Here is a 19451-nt window from a genome sequence, read left to right on the forward strand (position 1 = left end):
ATCAAACAATGTGACGGTTAGCGTTAACGATTGTTTGCCCTGGATACCTCCCCGATTAACGATACCGCGTAACCAGCCGCAAACCGTGAGCGCATAGCGTCCTCCCCTGACTGTCCGAGGATCCGATTCTTGCTCGCCGAGCGCCGAACCCAAGACCTGACCAGGCCCGGGGCCGACACCGCGCTCGCCCTCGGCGTGCAGCGGGCGTTGCTGCCCTACGCCCTGGCCATCTTCGCCGTAAGCCTGCCGTTCTTCGTCTGGGCGGGTTCGCACGCGGCCAACGCCATGTGGATGACGATGACCTTCGCGGTCTTCGCCATCAACTGGGGCGTGTTCTACGGCGTCACCAACTGGCTGAAGACCCCCGAGGCCGAGGATCTGACCCGCCGCATGCGGCTTCAGGTCGCGGGCGGTCTTTTGTGGGCGCTGGCCGTCGTGCAGATGTCGGCCTTCGCGGAAGGCGCCGGTCCGGCCCGCGAGACCCTGCTGCTGCTGGCCGCCGCCGCCGGCATGGTCTGCATCTTCTTCGCCGCCCCCGTGCTGCCGTGCCTGATGGTCGTGGCTCCCGTGGCCGCGGCCGGTCCGCTGGTCGCCCTGTTCAGCCGGCCCGAGAGCCGCTCTGCCGGGGTGATGGCCTGGGGCGGCCTGGCGCTGGCCATGGCCATGGCCCTGATCTTCAACCGCATGCTGCGCCGCCAGCACGCCCTGGCCGTCGCCCACGAGGCCCTGATCGAGGAGCGCCTGCGCGTGCTGGAGGCCGCCGAGCGCACCGCCCGCTCGAAGTCCGACATCGTCGCCACCCTCAGCCACGAGATCCGCAACGGCCTGACCGGCGTCACCCACGTGCTGGCCGCCGCCGCCGGCAAGGGCGGCCGCGCCGCGCCCTCGCGCGAGCAGCTCAACGCCGCCCTCGACGCCGCCCAGGACCTGATCTCGGTGCTGAACGCCACGCTCGACGCCGAGACCGCCGAGGCCGGCCGCCTGGCCGTCGAGCGCCAGGCCTTCGAGCCCGTCCGCCTGGTCCGCGATCTCGCCTTGCTGGAACGCCCCCACGCCCTGGCCAAGGGGCTGGAGCTGGCCGTCCACGTCGATCCGACGCTGGAGGCCCGTCTCCTGGGCGCCGCCGTCGCCGACCCGATGCGCACCCGCCAGATCATCGCCAACCTGGTCGGCAACGCGGTGAAGTACACCGTCCGCGGCCGGGTCGAGGTGCGGATCGAGCCGCGCGGCGACCGCATCGCCATCGAGGTCGCCGACACCGGCCCCGGCCTCTCGCCGGAAGAGCTGGAGCAGGCCTTCGAACCCTTCCGTCGGGTCGAGCGCACCGGCGCCGGCGTCAACGGCGCGGGCCTTGGCCTGTCGCTGTCGCGCCAGCTGGCCAAGCTGATGGGCGGCGCGCTTGAGACCAGCAGCGCCCTGGGCGTCGGCAGCTGCTTCACCCTGCTGCTGCCCTACGACGTCGCCGCCCCCTGCCCGCAGGAGCCGGTCGAGGAGACCCTGGCCGCCGCCGATCAGGCCCCCGACGTCCAGCGCAGCCTGCGCGTGCTGATCGCCGAGGACGACGCGCTGAACGCCGCCATGCTGCGCGCCATCCTCGAGCAGCTGGGCCACCAGGTCGTGCACGCCCAGAACGGCCGTCGCGCCGTCGATCTGGCCAAGGTCTGCGAGTTCGACCTGTTGATGCTCGACGGCCGCATGCCGGTGCTGGACGGTCCGGAGACCGCCGCGGAGATCCGCGCCCTGCCCGGCGCCAACGGCCACATGCCGATCATCGCCGTGATCGGCGGCGACGCCGACGAGGCCCGCGAGTGCACCGAGGCCGGCGCCGACACCGTGCTGCGCAAGCCGGTCAGCGTGGCGGGCGTCGCCCGCGCCGTGGCCGACGCCGCCGCCCTCACCCGCCAGCCACGCGCCGAAGGGGTTCGCGGCGCGGCCTGAGCGGGCTTTCCAACATCCGTTTGAACTTCCATCCTGCCCGCCCCATTCTCTCGGCAACGAGAAAAGCGGGAGGAAGCGGATGCTGCGGGACCTCAAGGTCGTCGAGCTGGCCACCTACATCGCCGCCCCCGGCGCGGCCGGGATCATGGCCGACTGGGGCGCCGACGTGGTCAAGGTCGAGTCTCCCGAGGGCGACCCGATGCGGCGCTTCTTCGAGACCATCGGCGCCGACCAGGCCGCCAACCCGATCTTCGAGCTCGACAACCGCGGCAAGCGCTCGATCGTGCTCGACATCCGCAGCCCCGCCGGGGCGGAGGCCCTGAAACGCCTCGTGGCCACGGCCGACATCTTCCTGACCAATGTCCGCCCCGCCGCCCTGCGCCGGGCGGGACTGGACCACGAAACCCTGCTGAGCGCCTTCCCGCGCCTGATCTACTGCAGCCTGACCGGCTACGGCCTCACCGGTCCCGACGCCGACAAGCCGGGCATGGACGTCGCCGCCTTCTGGTCCCGCGCCGGGGTCGGAGCCCTGACCGCGCCCAAGGGCGCCGAGCCCTTTCCGATCCGCACCGGCATGGGCGACCACGTCACCTCGCTGGCCACGGTCTCGGCCATCCTGGCGGCCGTGCACGAACGCCATCGCACCGGCGTCGGCCGACTGGTCGAGACCTCGTTGCTGCGCACCGGCGCCTACGCCATCGGCTCGGATCTCGCCATCCAGCTGCACTTCGGCAAGCTGGCCTCGACCCGCCCGCGCCGCGAAGCCGTGCAGCCTCTGGCCAACTTCTTCCAGACCCGGGACGGCCGCTGGATCTGCCTGCTGGCCCGCCAGGGCGCGACCGACTGGCCGCGCATCGCCGCCGCCGTCGGCCGGCCCGAACTGGTCGACGACCCGCGCTTCTCCGGCGCCCGCGCCCGGCGCGAGAACACCGCCGCCCTGGTCGACATCCTCGACGCGGCCTTCGGGTCGATGGACTACGAGACCGCCGCCACCGCCCTCGACGAAGGCGACATCACCTGGGCGCCCTGGCAGACCCCGCGCGACCTGGTCGAGGACCCGCAGGCGCACGCCGCCGGCTGCTTCGTCGAGACGACCGCCGGCGTTCGCTCGCCCGCCGCCCCGGCCCGCTTTCCTGGGATCGAAGAACACGCGCGCATCCCCGCCCCGGCGCTCGGCGCGGACGCGGCGGCCGTGCTCGCGGAGCTCGGCTATTCGGAGGAAGAGATCAGAGAGATGACGCACAGGCCCTCCCCCTGAAGGGGGAGGTGTCGGCGAAGCCGACGGAGGGGAAAGCGACTGCTGAATTCGAGGCGGGCTGAGAGGCCTACGCCTCTTGCCTCTCCGGCCCTCCGGGCCACCTCTCCCTTCGGGGAGAGGGTCTTGATGCTCTAGCGCGCCTTGCCGCTCGAGCCGACATTGGCGTCCGACAGCATGCGCAGCATCTCGGCCGAGAACAGGCTGTTGGCCACGCGGCTCGTGCTGCTGCCTTCACTCTTGCCGGCCCCGAAGGCGCCGTCGAAGCCCTGCGAGCCGCGCAGCACCAGGTCGACCACCGCCTGCTGCTGCTGGATGCGGTCCATGCGGCGGCCGGTGGCGTACTGCAGGAAGCCTTCGCCGTCGTCGGCCTGGCTCTCGCGCGGGGCCGGCGCGGCGACCGCGCCGCCGCCGCCGGCGGTCTTGGTCAGGTTGGCGTAGACCTCGCCCACCGTGGCGGCGCGGCCGTCGCGGTAGAAGATCGAACGGTTGGCGGCGGCGGCCTCGGGGAACATCGAGGCGGCGCTGGCGCCGGGATTGTTGTTGGCGGCCTCGATCAGCCGCGCCGAGCCCTGCGGACCCAGGAAGTGGGCGGCGTAGAGCTCGCCCGAGGTCGGCGAGCGGCCGACCCGGCCGCGCAGGTAGGAGGCGTGGTCCGAAGCCAGTTCGCCGGCCATCAGCGAGGCGGCGTGCGGATCGAGCTTGAGGCCCAGCACGGCCTTGCGGGCCTCGTCGCCGGCCACCCGGTACTTACCGTCCGAGCCCTGCTGAATGAGATCGGCGTAGCGGGCGTAGCCATACTTGGCGCCGTGCTTCTTCAGCGTGGCCAGCCAGGTCTGGTCGACGAACTGGAACAGGCCCGAGGCCGAGGAGGTGCGGGCCTTGGCGGCGGGGTTGTAGCCGCTCTCGCGCTTGGCGGTGCCCATCAGGAACGTGAAATCCACCCCCGTCGCGCTGGAAGCGCGCTGGATCGCCGACTCGACGACGTTGCGGATGGATTGGACGGCCATGCCCCGAATATCTGAACGAGCATGGTTAATGCGTCCTTAACCACGTTTAACGACCCCGCCCCTGCGCGCTCCGGTCGCACCCGGACCTTACGCCCGGCGACAAAATATCACGATCGTAATTTTATCTATTTACACACGTCATTCATCGTGTGAGCGTCGGGGTGTCGAAGTTGATCGACGCCGCTCTTTGGAGGTCGCCATGATCGCCCAACCCGCCGACTTCAATCCGCGCATCGCCGGCCTGGACCGCGACGACAAGCGCAAGCTCTCCAAGGGACTGGTCGCCGCCCTGGCGATCTCCGGCGCGGCGCACGTGGCCCTGTTCGCCTACATCGCGGTGCAGAAGTACATGCCGATGCCGACCGAGATCGTCGATGACGGCGGCTTCGAGTTGCAGCCGTTCGTCCCCAAGCCGCCGCCTCCGCCGCCGCCGGAAAAGCCGGCGCCGACGCCGCCCCGGGCCGCCAATCCGATCCCGGTGCATCCGCCGCTGCCCACGCCGTTCCCGACGCCCGAGCCCCTGCCCGTGCCGATCCCGGAGAACCCGGGCCCGCCGACCAACGCCGAGCCGCCGCGCTTCACCGCCGATCCGCCGGCCCCTCCGGGACCGCCCGCGGCCCCGGCGCCGAAGACCATCACCCGGGCGACCTGGCTGAGGATGCCCAGCGCCGACGACATGTCGCGCTACTACCCCGAAAGCGCCCAACGGCGCGGGGTGTCGGGTGGGGCGACGCTGAACTGCGCGGTCACCGTCAAGGGCACGGTGGAGAACTGCATGGTGATCGATGAAAACCCGGCCAGCGAGGGCTTCGGCTCCGCGGCCCTGAAACTGGCGCGGTTCTTCAAGATGAAGCCGCAGCTCGAGAACGGCCAGGCGGTCGGCGGCGCGCAGGTGAGGATCCCCATCCGCTTCAACGCCGCTGACTGAGGGGGCGTCGGACGGGCGACCGCGTATCGGGTCGCCCGTCCGAGTTTTCTAGTAGCTTTTAGGCAGGCCGAGCACGCGCTCGGCGATGAAGTTCAGGATCATCTCGCGGCTGACCGGCGCGATGCGGGCGATCATCGCCTCGCGGAAATAGCGTTCGACGTCGTACTCCTTGGCGTAGCCCATGCCGCCGTGGGCCAGCACCGAGGCCTCGCAGGCCGTGAAGCCAGCCTCCGCGCCCAGGTACTTGGCGGCGTTGGCCTCGGCCCCGCAGTCCTTGCCGGCGTCGTAGAGGGCGGCGGCCTTGAAGGCCATCAGGTTGGCCGCCTCCAGCTCCGCCCACGACTTGGCCAGCGGATGGGCCACGCCCTGGTTCTGGCCGATCGGCCGGCCGAACACCACGCGCTCCTTGGCGTAGGTCGAGGCCTTGGCGAGCGCCGCGCGACCCAGGCCAATGGCCTCGACCGCGAACAGAACCCGCTCGGGATTGAGGCCGTGCAGCAGGTACTGGAAGCCCTTGCCCTCCTCGCCCACCAGGTCCTCCTGGGCCACGAACAGGTCCTCGATGAAGAGCATGTTACACTCGACGGCCTTGCGGCCCATCTTCGGGATCGGCTTGGCCTCGATCTGCTCGCGGTCGGTGTAGAAGAGGCTGAGGCCGCCCGTCGGCTTGGCGCACTGGTCCTTGGGGGTGGTGCGGGCGATGATCAGGATCTTGTTGGCGCGCTGGGCGCCGGTCGTCCAGATCTTGCGGCCGTTCAGGCGATAGCCGCCGTCGACCTTCTCGGCCCGGGTCTCCAGGCTGGAGGTGTCGAGGCCCGAATTGGGCTCGGTGACGGCGAAGCACATCTTGTCCTCGCCGGAGATGATGCGTGGCAGCAGGCGTTCGCGCTGCGCGTCGCTGCCGAACTTCACCAGCGGCATCGGGCCGAAGATGTTGAGGTGGATGGCCGAAGCGCCGGAAAAGCCCGCGCCCGACTGGGCCACGGTCTGCATCATCACGGCCGCCTCGGTCAGGCCCAGGCCCGCGCCGCCGACGCTCTCGGGCATGGCCACGCCCAGCCAGCCGCCCTCGGCGATGGCGGCCACGAATTCCTCGGGGAAGTTTCCGGTCTCGTCGGTCCGCCGCCAGTACTCGTCGTCGAAGGCGGCGCACACCTTGGCCACGCCTTCGCGGATCGCTTCCTGCTCTTCGGTCAGCCAGAAACCGGCCATGTCGTCCCTTCCCTGCGCTCTGTCGTTCTTTTCTAGCCTTCGAAACGCCGTGGGTCGAAGGCGGCCGCGTCCTCTCCGGGATCGGCGCCCGTCAGATACGCCGCGACCATGTCGGCCACAAGCGGAGCGAGCAGCCAGCCGTTGCGACGCGCTCCAGCCGCCAGGATCACGCCCGCAGCGCGGCTTTCGCCGACCAGCGGCAGGCCGTCCGGCGTCGAGGCCCGCACCCCGACCTCGATGCTGGCCGAGGCGCCGGCCAGTTCCGGGCGCAGGCGCACGGCGGCGGCGCGCAGCGGCTCGACCACGGCCGGGTCGACCTCGCGGTCGTCGCGCCCGGCCTCCATCGTCGCCCCGATCGCGGGCCTGGGTCCCGGCGCGACATAGACCCCCTTGCCGCGCAGCACTGGACCTTCGGCCATAGGCGCGTCCGAGCGCAGGATCTGGCCCTTGATCGGGGTCAGGGCCGAAAGTTCGGGCGCCAGCCCCTCGCCGCCCGCGCCGGTCGCCACGACCAGGGCGTCAAAGGCCAGGACCGCGCCGTCAGACAGGGTCAGCCGACCGTCCGCGAAGGCGGTCGCGGCGCGGGGATCGAAGACGGCGCCCGCTTCCGAAGCGGCGTCACGCAGGATCGCCAGGGCCTGGCGCGCGTCCAGCCGCCAGTCCTCGTCGCTGAACAGGCCGTCCGGCGTACGCGAAAAGTCCGCGCCGGCCTCGACCAGGGCGGCCTCGATCTCGGCCAGAAAAGACGCTTCGCCCTCGATGGAGAGACCGCCGCGATCAAGCGCGATCCCCAGGTCCTCGGCGAAGGTCGTCCAGCGATCACGGCCTCGCCGCAGCACCGGCATGTGCCCGCGCGACACCGGATCGAACACCGCCTCGGCCGCCGGCGCCAGCATGCCCGCGGCCACGCCGGAGGCGTTGTCGCCCGGCGCCGCGGGGTCGAACACCGTCACCTGGAAGCCGAGTCGGGAGAGAATCAGCGCCGTCGCCGACCCGAAGGCCCCGGCTCCGGCCACCGCCACGGGCGCGCCTGACTGCAAAATCATGGGCGGCAGACACCGCCCGGCGACCGAAAGGTCAAGTCAGAATGCTTTTACGTCGTCCAGACGACGTTTCAGGGGCTGCTTTTGTGTCGAGTTAGCGACATGCGACGTCGTGGCGACGTGACGGAATACGATCAGCGGTCTATTCTGCCCATTAAACAACCGCACCACGTGCATCGCGGTCCGCCGAGGACGAGACAGAATGACCCAGAAGCCCGCCGTCGATCCCGCCCATCCCGTCGACATCTATGTGGGCGCCCGTATGCGGATTCGACGCAAGGTCCTCGGCTTGAGCCAGACGCAGCTCGCCGACGCCCTGGGCATCACCTTCCAGCAGATCCAGAAGTACGAGCGCGGCGCCAACCGCATCAGCGCCAGCAAGCTCTATGACGCCGCCCGCCTGCTGCAGTCGCCGGTGTCCTACTTCTTCGAAGGCCTGGACGAGACCGACAACGGCGAGGACGACGGCGTCGCCCAGCGCATGACCCAGTTCGTGGCCACGCCCGAGGGTCTGGAACTGGCCGACCTGTTCCCCCGCCTCGGCGACCGTCGCCTGCGCCGCCGCGTGGTCGACCTGGTCAAGGCCATGGTGGACGACGAACCGGCCTGAGGTCGGGTTCCGTTCCACGCGCGATCCCAATCCCATGCCTTCCTCGCCCTTGTGGCGAGGATCCATGCATCCGCCCGCTCAGCACATTCAGGATGAGCAACGGACGCCCAGCTTCTTCGACCCAAGTCTGAGATCGTCCCACCATGGATCCTCGCCACAAGGGCGAGGAAGGCGACTATTGGAAATGGCTGGAGGCCGCTTTTCCTAACGAGTAGCGCCCACTACAGCGCCGCCCGCAGCGTCAGCCCCCCCACCCAGGCGTCCGGGATCGAACCCGTCGCGCCGGGACGGTGGATGAACTGCAGGTTCGGCCGCACCACCAGCCAACCCGTGGCCTGGGCCGCATAGAAGGCCTCGACCGAGCTCTCGCTGGTCTGCACGCCGCTCCAGTCGCCGGTCAGGGTCGCTCGCTCGCGCTGGGCCGCCTCCAGCCGCTCATTGACCCGCACATAGGCGACGGCGACGCCGGCCTTGTCCTTCGGACGACTGGCGAACGGCGCGGTGCGCACCAGACCGGCGCTGTAGAAATGGCTGTAGCGCGCCGTCGAGCGGTCGAAGGCCAGGGCGTTGGCGAAGACGCTCAAGGCCGCCGGTCCCTTGCGCCAGACCATCTGCTCGCCCATCGCCCAGGCGCCCCAGCGGCTATCCTCCAGCGCCGGGCTCGTGCCGTTCAGCACATAGGAGCGGCCCAGGGCGTCGCTGTAGACGTTCGATCGCTCGGCCGTCTCGTAGTAGCCGCCCACGTGATAGAAGCCCGGCAGGCCGCCTTCGCCCTTGTCGGGCTTGGTCCAGCCGATCTCGACCGGCAGCAGCACGCCGTTGGAGTCGATGGCCAGGTTCCAGCCCTTGTTCTCCAGAACGCGATAGGCGTTGACCTCATAGACGCCGGCCGTGACCGTCCAATCCTTGGCCGGCCGCAGCCGCGCCCGCGCCGCCCAGCGCGGGGCCGGATAGCCCGAGAAGCCGCTGTTGTAGAGCAGCGCGGGCGAGCGCGGGCAGAAGGCGAAATTCTGGAAATTACAGTTCAGGGCCGACGAGCCGAAGTCGTCGCCCGTGTGCATCAGGCCGGCCTTCACGTTGAACTTGTCGCCGGCAAAGGCCTGCGCCCAGGTCAGCTCGGAGATGCGGAAGTCCATGCCCGCGCCGTAGAGCTCCTGCACCATGAAGAGGTTGCCGACCCCCTCGGTCGAGAGGTTACGGCCGGTGCGCTCCTCGACGGCGATGTTGACCACCGCGCCGTCGATCCCGGCCAGCTTGCCCATGTCGAGCACAGCGCGGGCGTTGAGTTCCTGGGTGTAGCCGCCAACGCCGCCGCCCTCCTTGCCGCCCGACAGGGTCAGGGCGCTTTCGGAGGCGTAACCCAGGCTGAGGGTCACGCCCTTGGCCTTGAGCCGCGAGCGCAGGCCGCCCCAGTCGCCGGTCAGGGTGGAGCGGACCTTCCAGTCCGACTGGACTGGTTCAGCCGCCTGGGCCGCGCCAGTCAAAGCCAGCATGGAGGGGGCCAGCATCAAGGCGGCCAGCATCAGGATCCGCGACATGGGACCTCCTTCGCGGTCCGGCAGGATCCGCGTCTCTAAAGTCGATGGGGGGACCGGGCTCCGCCGTTGGGGGGCACGCGGAGCCCGGTCGATCAGCGCGCCAGGGGGGATGGCGCGCTGAAGTTGGACGTCGCGCCGCCGGCCGAGGTGGCGGTGGCGGTCAGGGACTGGGCGGACAGATCCTTTGGCAGCGGGATGGCGAACCGCGCCTCCCCGTCCGCATTGGCGGCGACCACCTGGTCGGCGACGAAGTTTTCGCCCTGCGAGGCCTCGGCCGTGCGGTTGGCGAACAGCTCGATGGTGACGGTCTGGCCGGGCGCGGCCTTGACCGTTCCCTCGGCGGCGCCCGCCTTGACGCCTTCGATGACGGGCGCGGCCTGGCCGCCGTTGGGCAGGCCCTGGCAGGGCTGCGCCTCGGGGCAGATGCGGGCCATCTTGCTGGTGTCGGTCGAAACGCCGTAGCCGCGCTTGCCGACGAAACTGGCGTGCTCCAGGCCCGGCAGGCCCAGCACGATCCCGCCCTTGACCAGCTTGGGATCACAGCTGCCGCCGGCCGAGCAGCGGCTGATCGGGGCGGCGTTGGCGAAGATGCGGTTGCGGCTGATGCGGTTGGCGGTCGCGCCGGCCTCGGACCGCACGGCCACGCCCACGGCGTTGCCGTTGATGACGTTGCCGTCGACGATGTTACCGTCGCCGGTCAGGCTGATCCCGAAGCCGTTGGCCCGGAAGACGTTGGCGCCGAGATAGTTGCGGCTGCCCCAGTTGATCTGCAGGCCGTCGGTGTAGTTCTGGAAGAGGTTGCGCACGACGGTGTTGTCGTTGCCGCGCAGGATCTCGATGCCCTGCGAGGGCTCCAGATTGTCCTCGCCGGCGTCGAACACGTTGTCGGCCACCAGGTTGAAGGCCGCGCCGCGGGTCAGCTCCAGCCCGTCGCCGTTCTCGTAGAAGACGTTGCGCAGCACCTTGTTGTTGATCGTGGTGGTGGCGGTCGAACCGCCCTGCCCGTCGTCGCCGCTGAACATCACGCCCGCCCCGCCGATGTTCCGCACGAAGCGGTTGTCATGGAAGACCGAGTTGCTGGTCCGCAGCACCAGCACGCCGATGCAGAAATTGCGCACCTCAAGGCCCGTCAGCTCGACCTCGCGGGTGTCGATCAGGGCCAGGCCCGGCTTGGTGGTGGTGCGGATGTTGGTGCCGTATTCGGCCGGATTGGCCCCGGGGCAGTCCTTGAGGTCGCGCTTGACGTAGCCCGAGCCGTCGATGACGGCGTAGCGGCCGTCGGCCTTCCAGGCCGTACCCTCGATCTTCACCGGCCCCTTGATGGGCGGCAGCGGCGAGTCGATGTGCAGCTCGATGGGGCCCGGACCTGTCGGCACGATCTCGATGCGGTAGCGACCCGGCGTGGCGTTGCTGGTCTCCAGCGCCCAGCGCAGCGAGCCGGGCTGGCCGTCGTCGGCCGGGCGGTCGACCTTCAGCGCTTCGCGCGTGTCGGGCGTGACTGCGGTCTGGGCCTGGGCGGCCGCCGGAAGGATGGCGGCGACGGCGGCGAGCAGGAGGAGCTTTCGCATGGCGTCTTCCTTGTGTTTCCGCGTCAGGCCGAAGCCAGGGCGCGCGGGGCGTGCCGGCGGATGAGCGCCAGGCTGACGAGGGTGAAGGTCATGGTCAGGGCGATGGCGCCGAAATAGGCCGCGCCTCCGGTCGAGACGACCGCCGCCCCGACGAAGGAGCTGACGATCGCGCCCAGGCGGCCGACGGCGGCGGTGGCCCCGACGCCGGTGGCCCGCACCGCGGCCGGATAGACCTGGGCCGCCAGGGCGTAGAGCGTGGTCTGCACGCCGTTGATGAAGGCGCCCGCCACGAACAGTTCGGCCAACAGGCGGGTCGCGCCATGCCCGGCGTCCAGCGGGGTCAGGGCCAGCAGGGCGCACGAGATCACCGCTCCCGCCGCCATGACCAGCATCGAGACCCGCGAGCCGTAGCGCAGGATCGCCCAGGCCCCGGCCACCGCGCCCAGCACGCCGCCGAGGTTGAAGGCCGCCAGGCCGTTGCTCGACACGGCGAGGTCGAAGCCGGCGGCCGACAGCATCGACGGCGCCCAGCTGAACACGACATAGGTCGACAGGATGCAGAAGAAGAACGCGCCCCACAGGGCCACGGTGTCGAGGCGGAAGGCCTTGTCGAACAGCTGGCCGAACGAGGCGCGCTTGACTTGAGCGTCCCTTGGGGTCTCGCCGTGGTCGGTGAAGCCGGCGCCGTCATGGGCATGACCCATGCGGGCCATGACCTTGTCCAGCTCGCCGGCGCGGCTCGGACGGCCGGCGAGGTAGCGCGGCGATTCCGGCAGCCACACCGCCAGCACGCCCGTCAGGATCAGCGGCGCGATGCCGCCCATCAGGAATAGCGCCCGCCATCCGAGGCTCGGCAGGGTGTGGGCGGCGATCAGCCCGCCGATCAGACCGCCCAGCGGGATGCAGACGATGCCCAGGGTGACCGCCAGGCTTCGGCGACGGGTCGGGCTGAACTCGGCGATCAGGGTGGTCGCGTTGGGCATGGCCGCGCCGAGGCCAAAGCCCGAGATCGTCCGCAGCACGCCCAGCCAGACGAGGTTCGGTGCGAAGGCCGAAGCCAGGGTCGAGACGCCGAACAGGGCCACCGCCGCGATCAGCGCCGTGCGCCGTCCGGCCCGATCGCCGAGCATGCCGCCCAGGGCCGTGCCCAGGCTCATGCCCAGGAAGCCGATGGCGAAGATCGGAGCGAAGGCGGCGCGGCTGACGCCCCACTCCTTGACGATGGCCGGAATGGCGAAGCCCAGAACCTGGTTGTCGAAGCCGTCGAGGATCACCGCCAGGGCGGTCATGAACAGGACGAGCTTCTGGTAGCCGCCCCATGGGCCGTGATCGAGCAGCGGGCCGATCTCGACGGGCTTGGACTTTGTCATGGAGACGTTCCTCAAACGATCGAGACGATCTTGCCGGCCGCTTCGCGCAGCACCGGCAGGACGGTGTCGATCAGTTGCTGGGGCGTGGTGCGGCTGGCATGGGTGGAGACGTTGATCGCCGCGACCACCCGGCCGGCGCGGTCGCGCAGCGGCACGGCGATGGACAGAAGACCGATCTCCAGCTCCTGGTCGGTCAGCGACCAGCCCTGCTGGGCGGTGCGCCTCAGGATCGCCCGCAGCTCCTCGATGTCGGTGACGGTGTTGGGGGTCAGCTTCTCGAAGGTGCGGCCTTCGAGCATGCGGTCCAGCTCGGCCGGCGGCAGGTGCGCCAGCAGCATGCGGCCCATCGAGGTGTGGAAGGCCGGCAGGCGGCTGCCCACCCGCAGGCCGACGGTCATGATCCGGCTAGCCGCGACCCGGGCGACATAGACGATCTCGTCGCCGTCCAGAACGCTGGCCGAGCACGACTCGCCGATCCGGCGGGTGACGTCGGTCAGCACGGTCTGGGCCGACTCCCACATGCCCAGGGTGGACAGGTAGGCGAAGCCCAGGTCCAGCACCCGCGGGGCCAGGCCGAAGGTCTTGCCGTCGCTGAAGGCGTAGCCCTCTTCCACCAGCGTCAGAAGGAAGCGGCGGGCGGCGGCGCGGGTCAGGCCCGTGCGCTCGGCCACCTGGCTTAGCGTCATCCTGGGGTGATCGGCGTCGAAGGCCCGGATCACGTCGAGGCCGCGGGCGAACGCCTGCACGTAGTCCTTGCCTGGGGCCGAAGCCGTCACGTTTCTCACCCTTTTTGTCATCTTTGTCAGAGATTTCGACATTTGTGCGCAATGCGAACATTTGTGCGAAATTTCGATGTCGGGGATTGAAAGCGCAAAACGAAGCCGACCGCAAGCGCCGTGTCTTCCCCAACGGAAACTTCCAGATCCGTCAAAAAAGGCGGCCGCGAGGATCCCTCGCTCGGCTCTGCTTCAATCGGCCGCAGCGGCAAACAACGTTCGTTCAGGAGATATGAAGCGGCAGGGAGGCAGGTTGCTCGCCTCTAGATAGCGACGCGTTCCGATGCTCGAACAAGACCGATTGGCGGCCCTGGCCTCCTACCGCATCCTCGACACGGCCCCCGAGCCGTCGTTTGATCAGTTGACCGCCTTCGCCGCGGAACTGTTCGGCGCGCCCATCGCCCTGATCTCGCTCGTCGACGAGCACCGGCAGTGGTTCAAGTCCCGCCACGGTCTGGACGCTGAATCCACCCCGCGCGAACTGGCTTTCTGCGATCACGCCCTGCGGCAGGAACCGCATTCGGTGATGGTGGTCGAGGACGCCACACGCGATCCGCGTTTCGCCGCCAATCCCCTGGTCACCGGCGCGCCGGACATCCGTTTCTACGCCGGGGCCGTTCTCAGCGATCGCGACGGCGCCAATCTCGGCACGCTCTGCGTCATCGACACCGATCCCCGCCCGCGGCCCAGCGACGACGAACTCGACCGCCTGCGCATCCTGGCCGACGCGGTCGTGGCGCGCATGGAGAAGAGCCGGGCCGAGCGCCAGGCCGCAGAACAGCGCCGCATCCTGTCGATGACCGAGACCATTTCCGGCGTCGGTCACTGGCGCTGCGACCTGGTGAACCGCACCATCGGATGGTCGGACGAGGTCTACCGGATCTATGGCCGCGACCCGGCGCAGTTCACGCCGACCTTCGACAACTGGCTGGAGATGTACCATCCCGAAGACCGCGCGGCCGCCCAGGCGCGCGCCTATCAGGTGGTCGTCGATCGGACGGTGATCGAGCACGAGGTGCGCCTGCTGCGCGCCGACGGCGCCATCCGCCAGGGCCACTCGCGCGCCACCTGCGAACTCGACGAGAACGGCCGCGTGATCGCCGTGTTCGGCGTGCTGCGCGACATCACCGAGGAACGCGCCCTGCGCCGCAAGCTGGAAGCCAGCGAAGCCCGCGCCCGCCGCGTCATCGCCGACGCCTACCAGGCCATCGTCGGTATGGACGAGCACGGCGTCGTCACCGACTGGAACCGCTTCGCCGAGACCACCTTCGGCTGGCGCGCCGAGGAGGCGATCGGCCGCCGCCTGGCCGACCTGATCATCCCCGAAGGCCTGCGCGAGTCCCACCAGCGCGGCCTGCAGCGCTTCCTTTCCACCGGCGAGGGCGTGGTCCTGGACCAGCGGATCGAGGTGCCGGCCATCCGCCGCGACGGCCTGAGCTTCCCGATCGAACTGGCGATCAGCGCGGCCCGCGGCAACGAGGGCTGGCAGTTCACCGCCCTGATGCACGACATCAGCGCCCGCAAGGCGCAGATGGAGGAGTTCGAGACCGCCTTCCACAGCGCCTCGGTCGGCATGGCCCTGGTCACGCTCGACGGCGGCTTCAACAAGATCAACGCCGCCTTCTGCGGCATCGTCGGCTACAGCGAAACCGAGATGCTGCGGACCGACTTCCAGACGATCACCTACCCGTCCGACCTCGACAAGGACCTGTCGCTGCTGGGCCGGCTGATCGACGGCGAGATCACCAGCTACGCCATGGACAAGCGCTACATCCACAAGGAAGGGCGCATCGTCTGGGTGCACCTGTCGGTGTCGCTGGTCCGCGCGCCGGACGGCTCGCCCCGGCACTTCATCGCCCAGGTCCAGGACCAGACCGCCCGGGTCGAGGCCCAGGAAGCCCTGGAGCGCCAGACCCTGGAACTGGCCGCCATGGCCACTCAGCTGGCCTCGGCCCGCGACGCCGCCGAGGCCGCCAACCACGCCAAGGCCGAGTTCCTGGCCAATATGAGCCACGAACTGCGCACGCCGCTGAACGGGGTGATCGGCTTCTCGCGGCTGCTGGCCGAAAGCCCCAATCTCGGGCTCGAGGACCGTCGGCGCGCCGAGCGGGTGCGCGGCGCCGGCGAGGCGCTGAACGCCCTGATCAACGACGTGCTCGACTTCTCCAAGCTCGAGGCCCGCGCCGTCACCCTGGAAAGCGACCCCTTCTCCCTGAAGGACATGATCGTCGAGACCACGGCCATGGTCGAGCCGCAGGCCGGCGAGCATCAGGTCGATCTGCGCATCGTCGGCGACCTGGACGGCCGCTATGTCGGCGACCGCCATCGCCTGCGCCAGGTGCTGCTGAACCTGCTGTCCAACGCCGTGAAGTTCACCCGCCAGGGCACGGTGACCACCCGCGTCGAGCTGCTCGGCTGCGAAGGCGGCCGCGCGCGCCTGCGGGTCAGCGTCGAGGACAACGGCGTCGGCATCGCGCCAGACAAGCTGGACCGCCTGTTCAAGCGCTTCTCCCAGACCGACAGCTCGGTGACCCGCACCTTCGGCGGCACGGGCCTGGGCCTGGCCATCTCGCGCGAACTGGTCGAGCTGATGGGCGGCCGCATCTGGGTCGAGAGCGAGGTCGGCGAAGGCTCGACCTTCGCCTTCGAGATCGCCCTGCCCCTGGCCCATGGCGAGGCCGCGACGCCGTCGACCGAGACCTCGGTCCGCGCCGTCTTCCCCGGCCGTCGCATTCTGCTGGTCGACGACGTCGAGCTGAACCGCGAACTCTTCCGTGAACTGCTGGAGCGCCGCGGCTGCACGGTCGAGACCGCCGCCGACGGCGCCGAGGCCCTGAAGGCGTTGGAGAACGCCGCCTTCGACCTGGTGCTGATGGACGTCCACATGCCGGTGATCGACGGCCTGACGGCGACGCGCGAGCTCCGCCGCCGGGGTCTGACGACCGCCCCGGTGCTGGCCCTGACCGCCAGCGGCGCGCCGCAGCAGATCGCCGCCTGCCTGGACGCCGGCATGGTCGGCCACCTGCTCAAGCCGCTGAGCGAGCGCGACCTCGACCAGGCCCTGTCCCATCACCTGTCCGTCGCCGCCGGCTTCGTCGTCGAGCGCTCGGCGCAGGACGCCGACGAGGCCGCCACCCGCAACGCCCTGGCCGCCACCATGGGCGCGGCGCGCACCGCCCGCCTGGCCGACATGCTGCGCCAGCAGCTGGACGCCCGCTTCCTCGACGAGACGCCCGAGGTGCTGCGCGAGGACGCCCACCGCCTGGCCGGCTCGGCCGGCATCCTGGGCTTCATGCAGCTCAGCCACATGGCCGCCGACCTGGAGACGGCCTGCGTCGAGGACCTGCCGCTGGACGAGCCGCTGGCCCGCCTGCGGGCCGGCGTCAGACGAGCCCGGGCCGATCTCGACGCCTGGATCGAGGACCTGTCGCGACAGGCGGCCTGACACTAGGCGTCGGTGAAGTTGCAGGCCGTCGAGCCGCAGGTCTATGGTGAGCGCCAGACCCTTCGGGAGAGCCTCGTCATGCGCCGCTCCGTCACCGTTCTCAGCGCCCTCGTCCTGACCGCCGCCCTGACGACGCCGGCCCTCGCCGCCGACGCCGCCAAGGCCAAGCCGTCCCGGGGCGACGGCTGCTTCTTCGCCGACCAGGTGCGCGGCTATCAGGTCGTCGACGCCAAGACGATCAACGTCAACATCCGCCAGGACGAGGCCTATCAGCTGACGCTGATGCGCTCGGCCTTCGACCTGGAGACCTCCACCCGCATCGGCGTCAAGTCGCGCGTCGGCTCCTGGATCTGCGCGCCGCAAGACGCCTCGGTGGTCGTCCCCGAGACCAACGGTTCGGGCCGCTACCAGGTCCGCGATATCCGCCGGCTGACGCCCGAGGAATATGCCGAGGCCTGGCCGCGGCTGAAGAAGAAGCCGAAGTCCTGACCGTCCGCGCGGCCGCCACAATCGGCCGCAAATCGGCAATGCGGCGATAAAAACGCCGGTCTATGATCACCCCACGTCCAGTTTTGGAGAGCCTCGCATGCGCCGCTCCGTCTCCGTTCTCAGCACCCTGGTCCTGACGGCGGCCGTAACCCTGGCGAATTGGGCCGCGCCGGCCCTGGCCCAGACCCCCGCCCCCGAAGCCGCTCCCGCCGCCAAGGCCAAGCCGAGCAAGGCGTCCGGCCGCGACAGCTGCTTCTTCGCCGACAACATCCGCGGCTACCAGGTCGTCGACGACAAGACCCTGAACGTCGAGATCAGCCGCAAGGAAGTCTACGAACTGAAGCTGTTCTACTCCTCGTTCGAGCTCGACACCGCCCTGCGCATCGGCATCAAGTCGCGCGGCGGCTCCTGGATCTGCTCGCCGCTCGACGCCGAGGTGATCGTGCCCGAAACGATCCGCCACTCCTATCCGGTCCAGTCGATCCGTCGGCTGACGCCCGAAGAGGTCGAGAAGGCCTATCCGCCGATCAGGAAGAAGCAGCCGAAGTCGTAAGGCTCCGAACAGACCCGCCTTTCGAAAGCACTTGCCGGAGCGCGCGGCGGCGGGACATCTATGCCTCGCCGCAGCGGCGTCGGGGGTCGGCGACGGCGGCCCCGGAGACGAGCCATGCTTCCCGCCGCCGCAGCCCCGCCGCGCCATGGCCCCTGGTACACGCACCTCTACGTCCAGGTGCTGGTCGCCATCGCCGCCGGCGCCCTTATCGGACACTTCTGGCCCGGTTTCGGCGAGGCCCTCAAGCCCCTGGGCGACGCCTTCATCAAACTGGTGAAGATGGTCATCGCCCCGGTGATCTTCCTCACGGTCGTGACGGGCATCGCCGGCATGCGGGATCTGGGCCGCTTCGGCCGCGTGGCGCTGAAGGCCTTCGCCTACTTCCTGACCTTCTCGACCCTGGCCCTGATCATCGGCCTGATCATCGCCAACGCCGTGCATCCCGGCGCGGGCATGAACGTCGATCCCAGCACGCTGCACAACGCCAAGGTCGCCGACTACGCCGCCAAGGCTCATGAGACCACCATCGTCGGCTTCCTGATGAACATCATCCCGGCCACGGTGGCCGGGGCGTTCGCGGATGGCGACATCCTGCAGGTGCTGTTCTTCTCGGTGATGTTCGGCATCGCCCTGGCCCTGGTCGGCGATCGCGGCCAGCCGGTGATCGACCTGCTGGAAGCCGTCGCCCACGCCTTCTTCAAGCTGGTGGCCATCCTGATGAAGGCCGCCCCGATCGGCGCCTTCGGGGCCTTCGCCTTCACCATCGGCAAGTATGGCATCGGCTCGGTGATCAACCTGGCCGCCCTGGTCGGAACCTTCTATCTGACCTCGCTGATCTTCGTGCTGGTGGTGCTGGGGGCGGTGGCCCGGTTCAACGGCTTCTCGATCCTCAAGCTGATCCGCTACCTGAAGGGCGAGCTGCTGCTGGTGCTGGGCACCAGTTCGTCGGAGTCGGCCCTGCCCAGCCTGATCGAGAAGCTGGAGCGCGCCGGCTGCGCCAAGCCGGTCGTCGGCCTCGTCGTGCCGCTCGGCTATTCGTTCAATCTGGACGGCACCAACATCTACATGACCCTGGCCGCCCTGTTCATCGCCCAGGCCACCGGCGTGCACCTGTCGCTGGAGGAGCAGGTCCTGCTGCTGGGCGTGGCCATGCTGTCGTCCAAGGGCGCGGCGGGCGTCACCGGCGCGGGCTTCATCACCCTGGCGGCGACGCTGTCGGTGGTGCCCAGCGTGCCGGTCGCCGGCATGGCGCTGATCCTGGGCGTCGACCGGTTCATGAGCGAGTGCCGGGCCCTGACCAACTTCATCGGCAACGCCGTGCCACCATCGTCGTCGCCCGCTGGGACAACGCCCTCGACAAGGACGCCCTCGACTTGGCGCTGGCTGGCGGCGAGCCGACGCCGGTGCTGCTGACGACCGATCCGGCCCTGCACGACGCGGATTAGCTCCTTCTCCCCTTGCGGGAGAAGGTGGCGGCGAAGCCGTCGGATGAGGGGTCTCTCAGACATGGGACGCCTCGCCCGGCCTGACCGCCGCACGCGGTGTTGAGGTCTGAGAGACCCCTCACCCGCCCCTGCTCCGCAGGGCCACCCTCTCCCGCAAGGGGAGAGGGCATGGAGAGGCGATCTCCCGTGGCGAACCACGAAAGCTGATGGGGAGGCGCGGAGCGGCCGGGCGGAGCCCGGAGACCGTGATGTGTTTTAGCGTTTCGGCTTC

The 19451-nt window shown here is 69.7% G+C and carries 14 protein-coding genes and 1 pseudogene; 8 read left to right on the forward strand and 7 right to left on the reverse strand.

Annotated elements, in window-relative coordinates:
- The first annotated feature begins 129 nt into the window (after nucleotides 1-129).
- On the forward strand, nucleotides 130-1938 hold the full coding sequence (locus AC07NS_RS12100) for an ATP-binding protein (RefSeq protein WP_494603430.1): 1809 nt from the start codon (nucleotides 130-132) through the stop codon (nucleotides 1936-1938).
- 79 nt (nucleotides 1939-2017) lie between these two features.
- Nucleotides 2018-3196 carry a CaiB/BaiF CoA transferase family protein gene (locus AC07NS_RS12105; RefSeq protein WP_494603432.1) on the forward strand — a complete coding sequence of 393 codons (1179 nt, stop codon included), beginning with the start codon at nucleotides 2018-2020 and terminating at the stop codon, nucleotides 3194-3196.
- 131 nt (nucleotides 3197-3327) lie between these two features.
- Here the strand turns inward: AC07NS_RS12105 and AC07NS_RS12110 are convergent, their stop codons facing one another.
- A complete protein-coding gene (locus tag AC07NS_RS12110) occupies nucleotides 3328-4203 on the reverse strand; it encodes a lytic transglycosylase domain-containing protein (RefSeq protein ID WP_494603434.1) in 876 nt (291 codons plus the stop codon).
- A 199-nt stretch (nucleotides 4204-4402) separates the two neighbouring features.
- On the opposite strand from AC07NS_RS12110, the gene AC07NS_RS12115 reads away from it, so the two are divergent.
- The gene (locus AC07NS_RS12115; RefSeq protein ID WP_494603436.1) at nucleotides 4403-5131 is read left to right on the forward strand and encodes an energy transducer TonB; all 729 of its coding nucleotides are present in this window, start codon (nucleotides 4403-4405) and stop codon (nucleotides 5129-5131) included.
- A gap of 48 nt (nucleotides 5132-5179) precedes the next feature.
- Here the strand turns inward: AC07NS_RS12115 and AC07NS_RS12120 are convergent, their stop codons facing one another.
- Nucleotides 5180-6343 carry an acyl-CoA dehydrogenase family protein gene (locus AC07NS_RS12120; RefSeq protein WP_494603438.1) on the reverse strand — a complete coding sequence of 388 codons (1164 nt, stop codon included), beginning with the start codon at nucleotides 6341-6343 and terminating at the stop codon, nucleotides 5180-5182.
- Nucleotides 6344-6375: 32 nt separating this feature from the next.
- Entirely contained in the window at nucleotides 6376-7389 is a 1014-nt protein-coding gene (locus AC07NS_RS12125) for an NAD(P)/FAD-dependent oxidoreductase (protein ID WP_494603439.1), read from the reverse strand.
- Nucleotides 7390-7588: 199 nt separating this feature from the next.
- Here AC07NS_RS12125 and AC07NS_RS12130 point away from each other — a divergent pair, with 199 nt between their 5' ends.
- Nucleotides 7589-7996: a helix-turn-helix domain-containing protein gene (locus tag AC07NS_RS12130; protein WP_494603441.1), complete on the forward strand. Its 408-nt coding sequence runs from the start codon at nucleotides 7589-7591 to the stop codon at nucleotides 7994-7996.
- Nucleotides 7997-8217: 221 nt separating this feature from the next.
- Here the strand turns inward: AC07NS_RS12130 and AC07NS_RS12135 are convergent, their stop codons facing one another.
- The 4 genes from AC07NS_RS12135 to AC07NS_RS12150 form a co-directional block, all read right to left on the reverse strand.
- Nucleotides 8218-9534 carry a carbohydrate porin gene (locus AC07NS_RS12135; RefSeq protein WP_494603442.1) on the reverse strand — a complete coding sequence of 439 codons (1317 nt, stop codon included), beginning with the start codon at nucleotides 9532-9534 and terminating at the stop codon, nucleotides 8218-8220.
- Nucleotides 9535-9626: 92 nt separating this feature from the next.
- On the reverse strand, nucleotides 9627-11102 hold the full coding sequence (locus AC07NS_RS12140; RefSeq protein WP_494603444.1) for a NosD domain-containing protein: 1476 nt from the start codon (nucleotides 11100-11102) through the stop codon (nucleotides 9627-9629).
- A gap of 23 nt (nucleotides 11103-11125) precedes the next feature.
- On the reverse strand, nucleotides 11126-12472 hold the full coding sequence (locus AC07NS_RS12145) for an MFS transporter (RefSeq protein ID WP_494603445.1): 1347 nt from the start codon (nucleotides 12470-12472) through the stop codon (nucleotides 11126-11128).
- Between the two features lie 11 nt (nucleotides 12473-12483).
- Entirely contained in the window at nucleotides 12484-13248 is a 765-nt protein-coding gene (locus tag AC07NS_RS12150; RefSeq protein WP_494603447.1) for an IclR family transcriptional regulator, read from the reverse strand.
- A 283-nt stretch (nucleotides 13249-13531) separates the two neighbouring features.
- Here AC07NS_RS12150 and AC07NS_RS12155 point away from each other — a divergent pair, with 283 nt between their 5' ends.
- The 4 genes and pseudogenes from AC07NS_RS12155 (at nucleotide 13532) to AC07NS_RS12170 (ending at nucleotide 19180) form a co-directional block, all read left to right on the forward strand.
- On the forward strand, nucleotides 13532-16693 hold the full coding sequence (locus tag AC07NS_RS12155) for a PAS domain S-box protein (protein WP_494603449.1): 3162 nt from the start codon (nucleotides 13532-13534) through the stop codon (nucleotides 16691-16693).
- A 78-nt stretch (nucleotides 16694-16771) separates the two neighbouring features.
- A complete protein-coding gene (locus AC07NS_RS12160; protein WP_494603451.1) occupies nucleotides 16772-17182 on the forward strand; it encodes a DUF6491 family protein in 411 nt (136 codons plus the stop codon).
- Nucleotides 17183-17279: 97 nt separating this feature from the next.
- The gene (locus AC07NS_RS12165; protein ID WP_494603453.1) at nucleotides 17280-17735 is read left to right on the forward strand and encodes a DUF6491 family protein; all 456 of its coding nucleotides are present in this window, start codon (nucleotides 17280-17282) and stop codon (nucleotides 17733-17735) included.
- Nucleotides 17736-17849: 114 nt separating this feature from the next.
- Nucleotides 17850-19180, forward strand: a pseudogene (locus AC07NS_RS12170) (dicarboxylate/amino acid:cation symporter).
- Nucleotides 19181-19451 lie beyond the last annotated feature (271 nt).

Source organism: Caulobacter sp. GW821-FHT10A10, assembly GCF_059415745.1.

Coding starts and splice junctions, on each gene's coding strand:
- AC07NS_RS12105 (WP_494603432.1), top strand. CDS start 2,018: ATGCTGCGGGACCTCAAGGTCGTCGAGCTGGCCACCTACATCGCCGCC.
- AC07NS_RS12110 (WP_494603434.1), bottom strand. CDS start 4,203: ATGGCCGTCCAATCCATCCGCAACGTCGTCGAGTCGGCGATCCAGCGC.
- AC07NS_RS12115 (WP_494603436.1), top strand. CDS start 4,403: ATGATCGCCCAACCCGCCGACTTCAATCCGCGCATCGCCGGCCTGGAC.
- AC07NS_RS12120 (WP_494603438.1), bottom strand. CDS start 6,343: ATGGCCGGTTTCTGGCTGACCGAAGAGCAGGAAGCGATCCGCGAAGGC.
- AC07NS_RS12125 (WP_494603439.1), bottom strand. CDS start 7,389: ATGATTTTGCAGTCAGGCGCGCCCGTGGCGGTGGCCGGAGCCGGGGCC.
- AC07NS_RS12130 (WP_494603441.1), top strand. CDS start 7,589: ATGACCCAGAAGCCCGCCGTCGATCCCGCCCATCCCGTCGACATCTAT.
- AC07NS_RS12135 (WP_494603442.1), bottom strand. CDS start 9,534: ATGTCGCGGATCCTGATGCTGGCCGCCTTGATGCTGGCCCCCTCCATG.
- AC07NS_RS12140 (WP_494603444.1), bottom strand. CDS start 11,102: ATGCGAAAGCTCCTCCTGCTCGCCGCCGTCGCCGCCATCCTTCCGGCG.
- AC07NS_RS12145 (WP_494603445.1), bottom strand. CDS start 12,472: ATGACAAAGTCCAAGCCCGTCGAGATCGGCCCGCTGCTCGATCACGGC.
- AC07NS_RS12155 (WP_494603449.1), top strand. CDS start 13,532: ATGCTCGAACAAGACCGATTGGCGGCCCTGGCCTCCTACCGCATCCTC.
- AC07NS_RS12160 (WP_494603451.1), top strand. CDS start 16,772: ATGCGCCGCTCCGTCACCGTTCTCAGCGCCCTCGTCCTGACCGCCGCC.
- AC07NS_RS12165 (WP_494603453.1), top strand. CDS start 17,280: ATGCGCCGCTCCGTCTCCGTTCTCAGCACCCTGGTCCTGACGGCGGCC.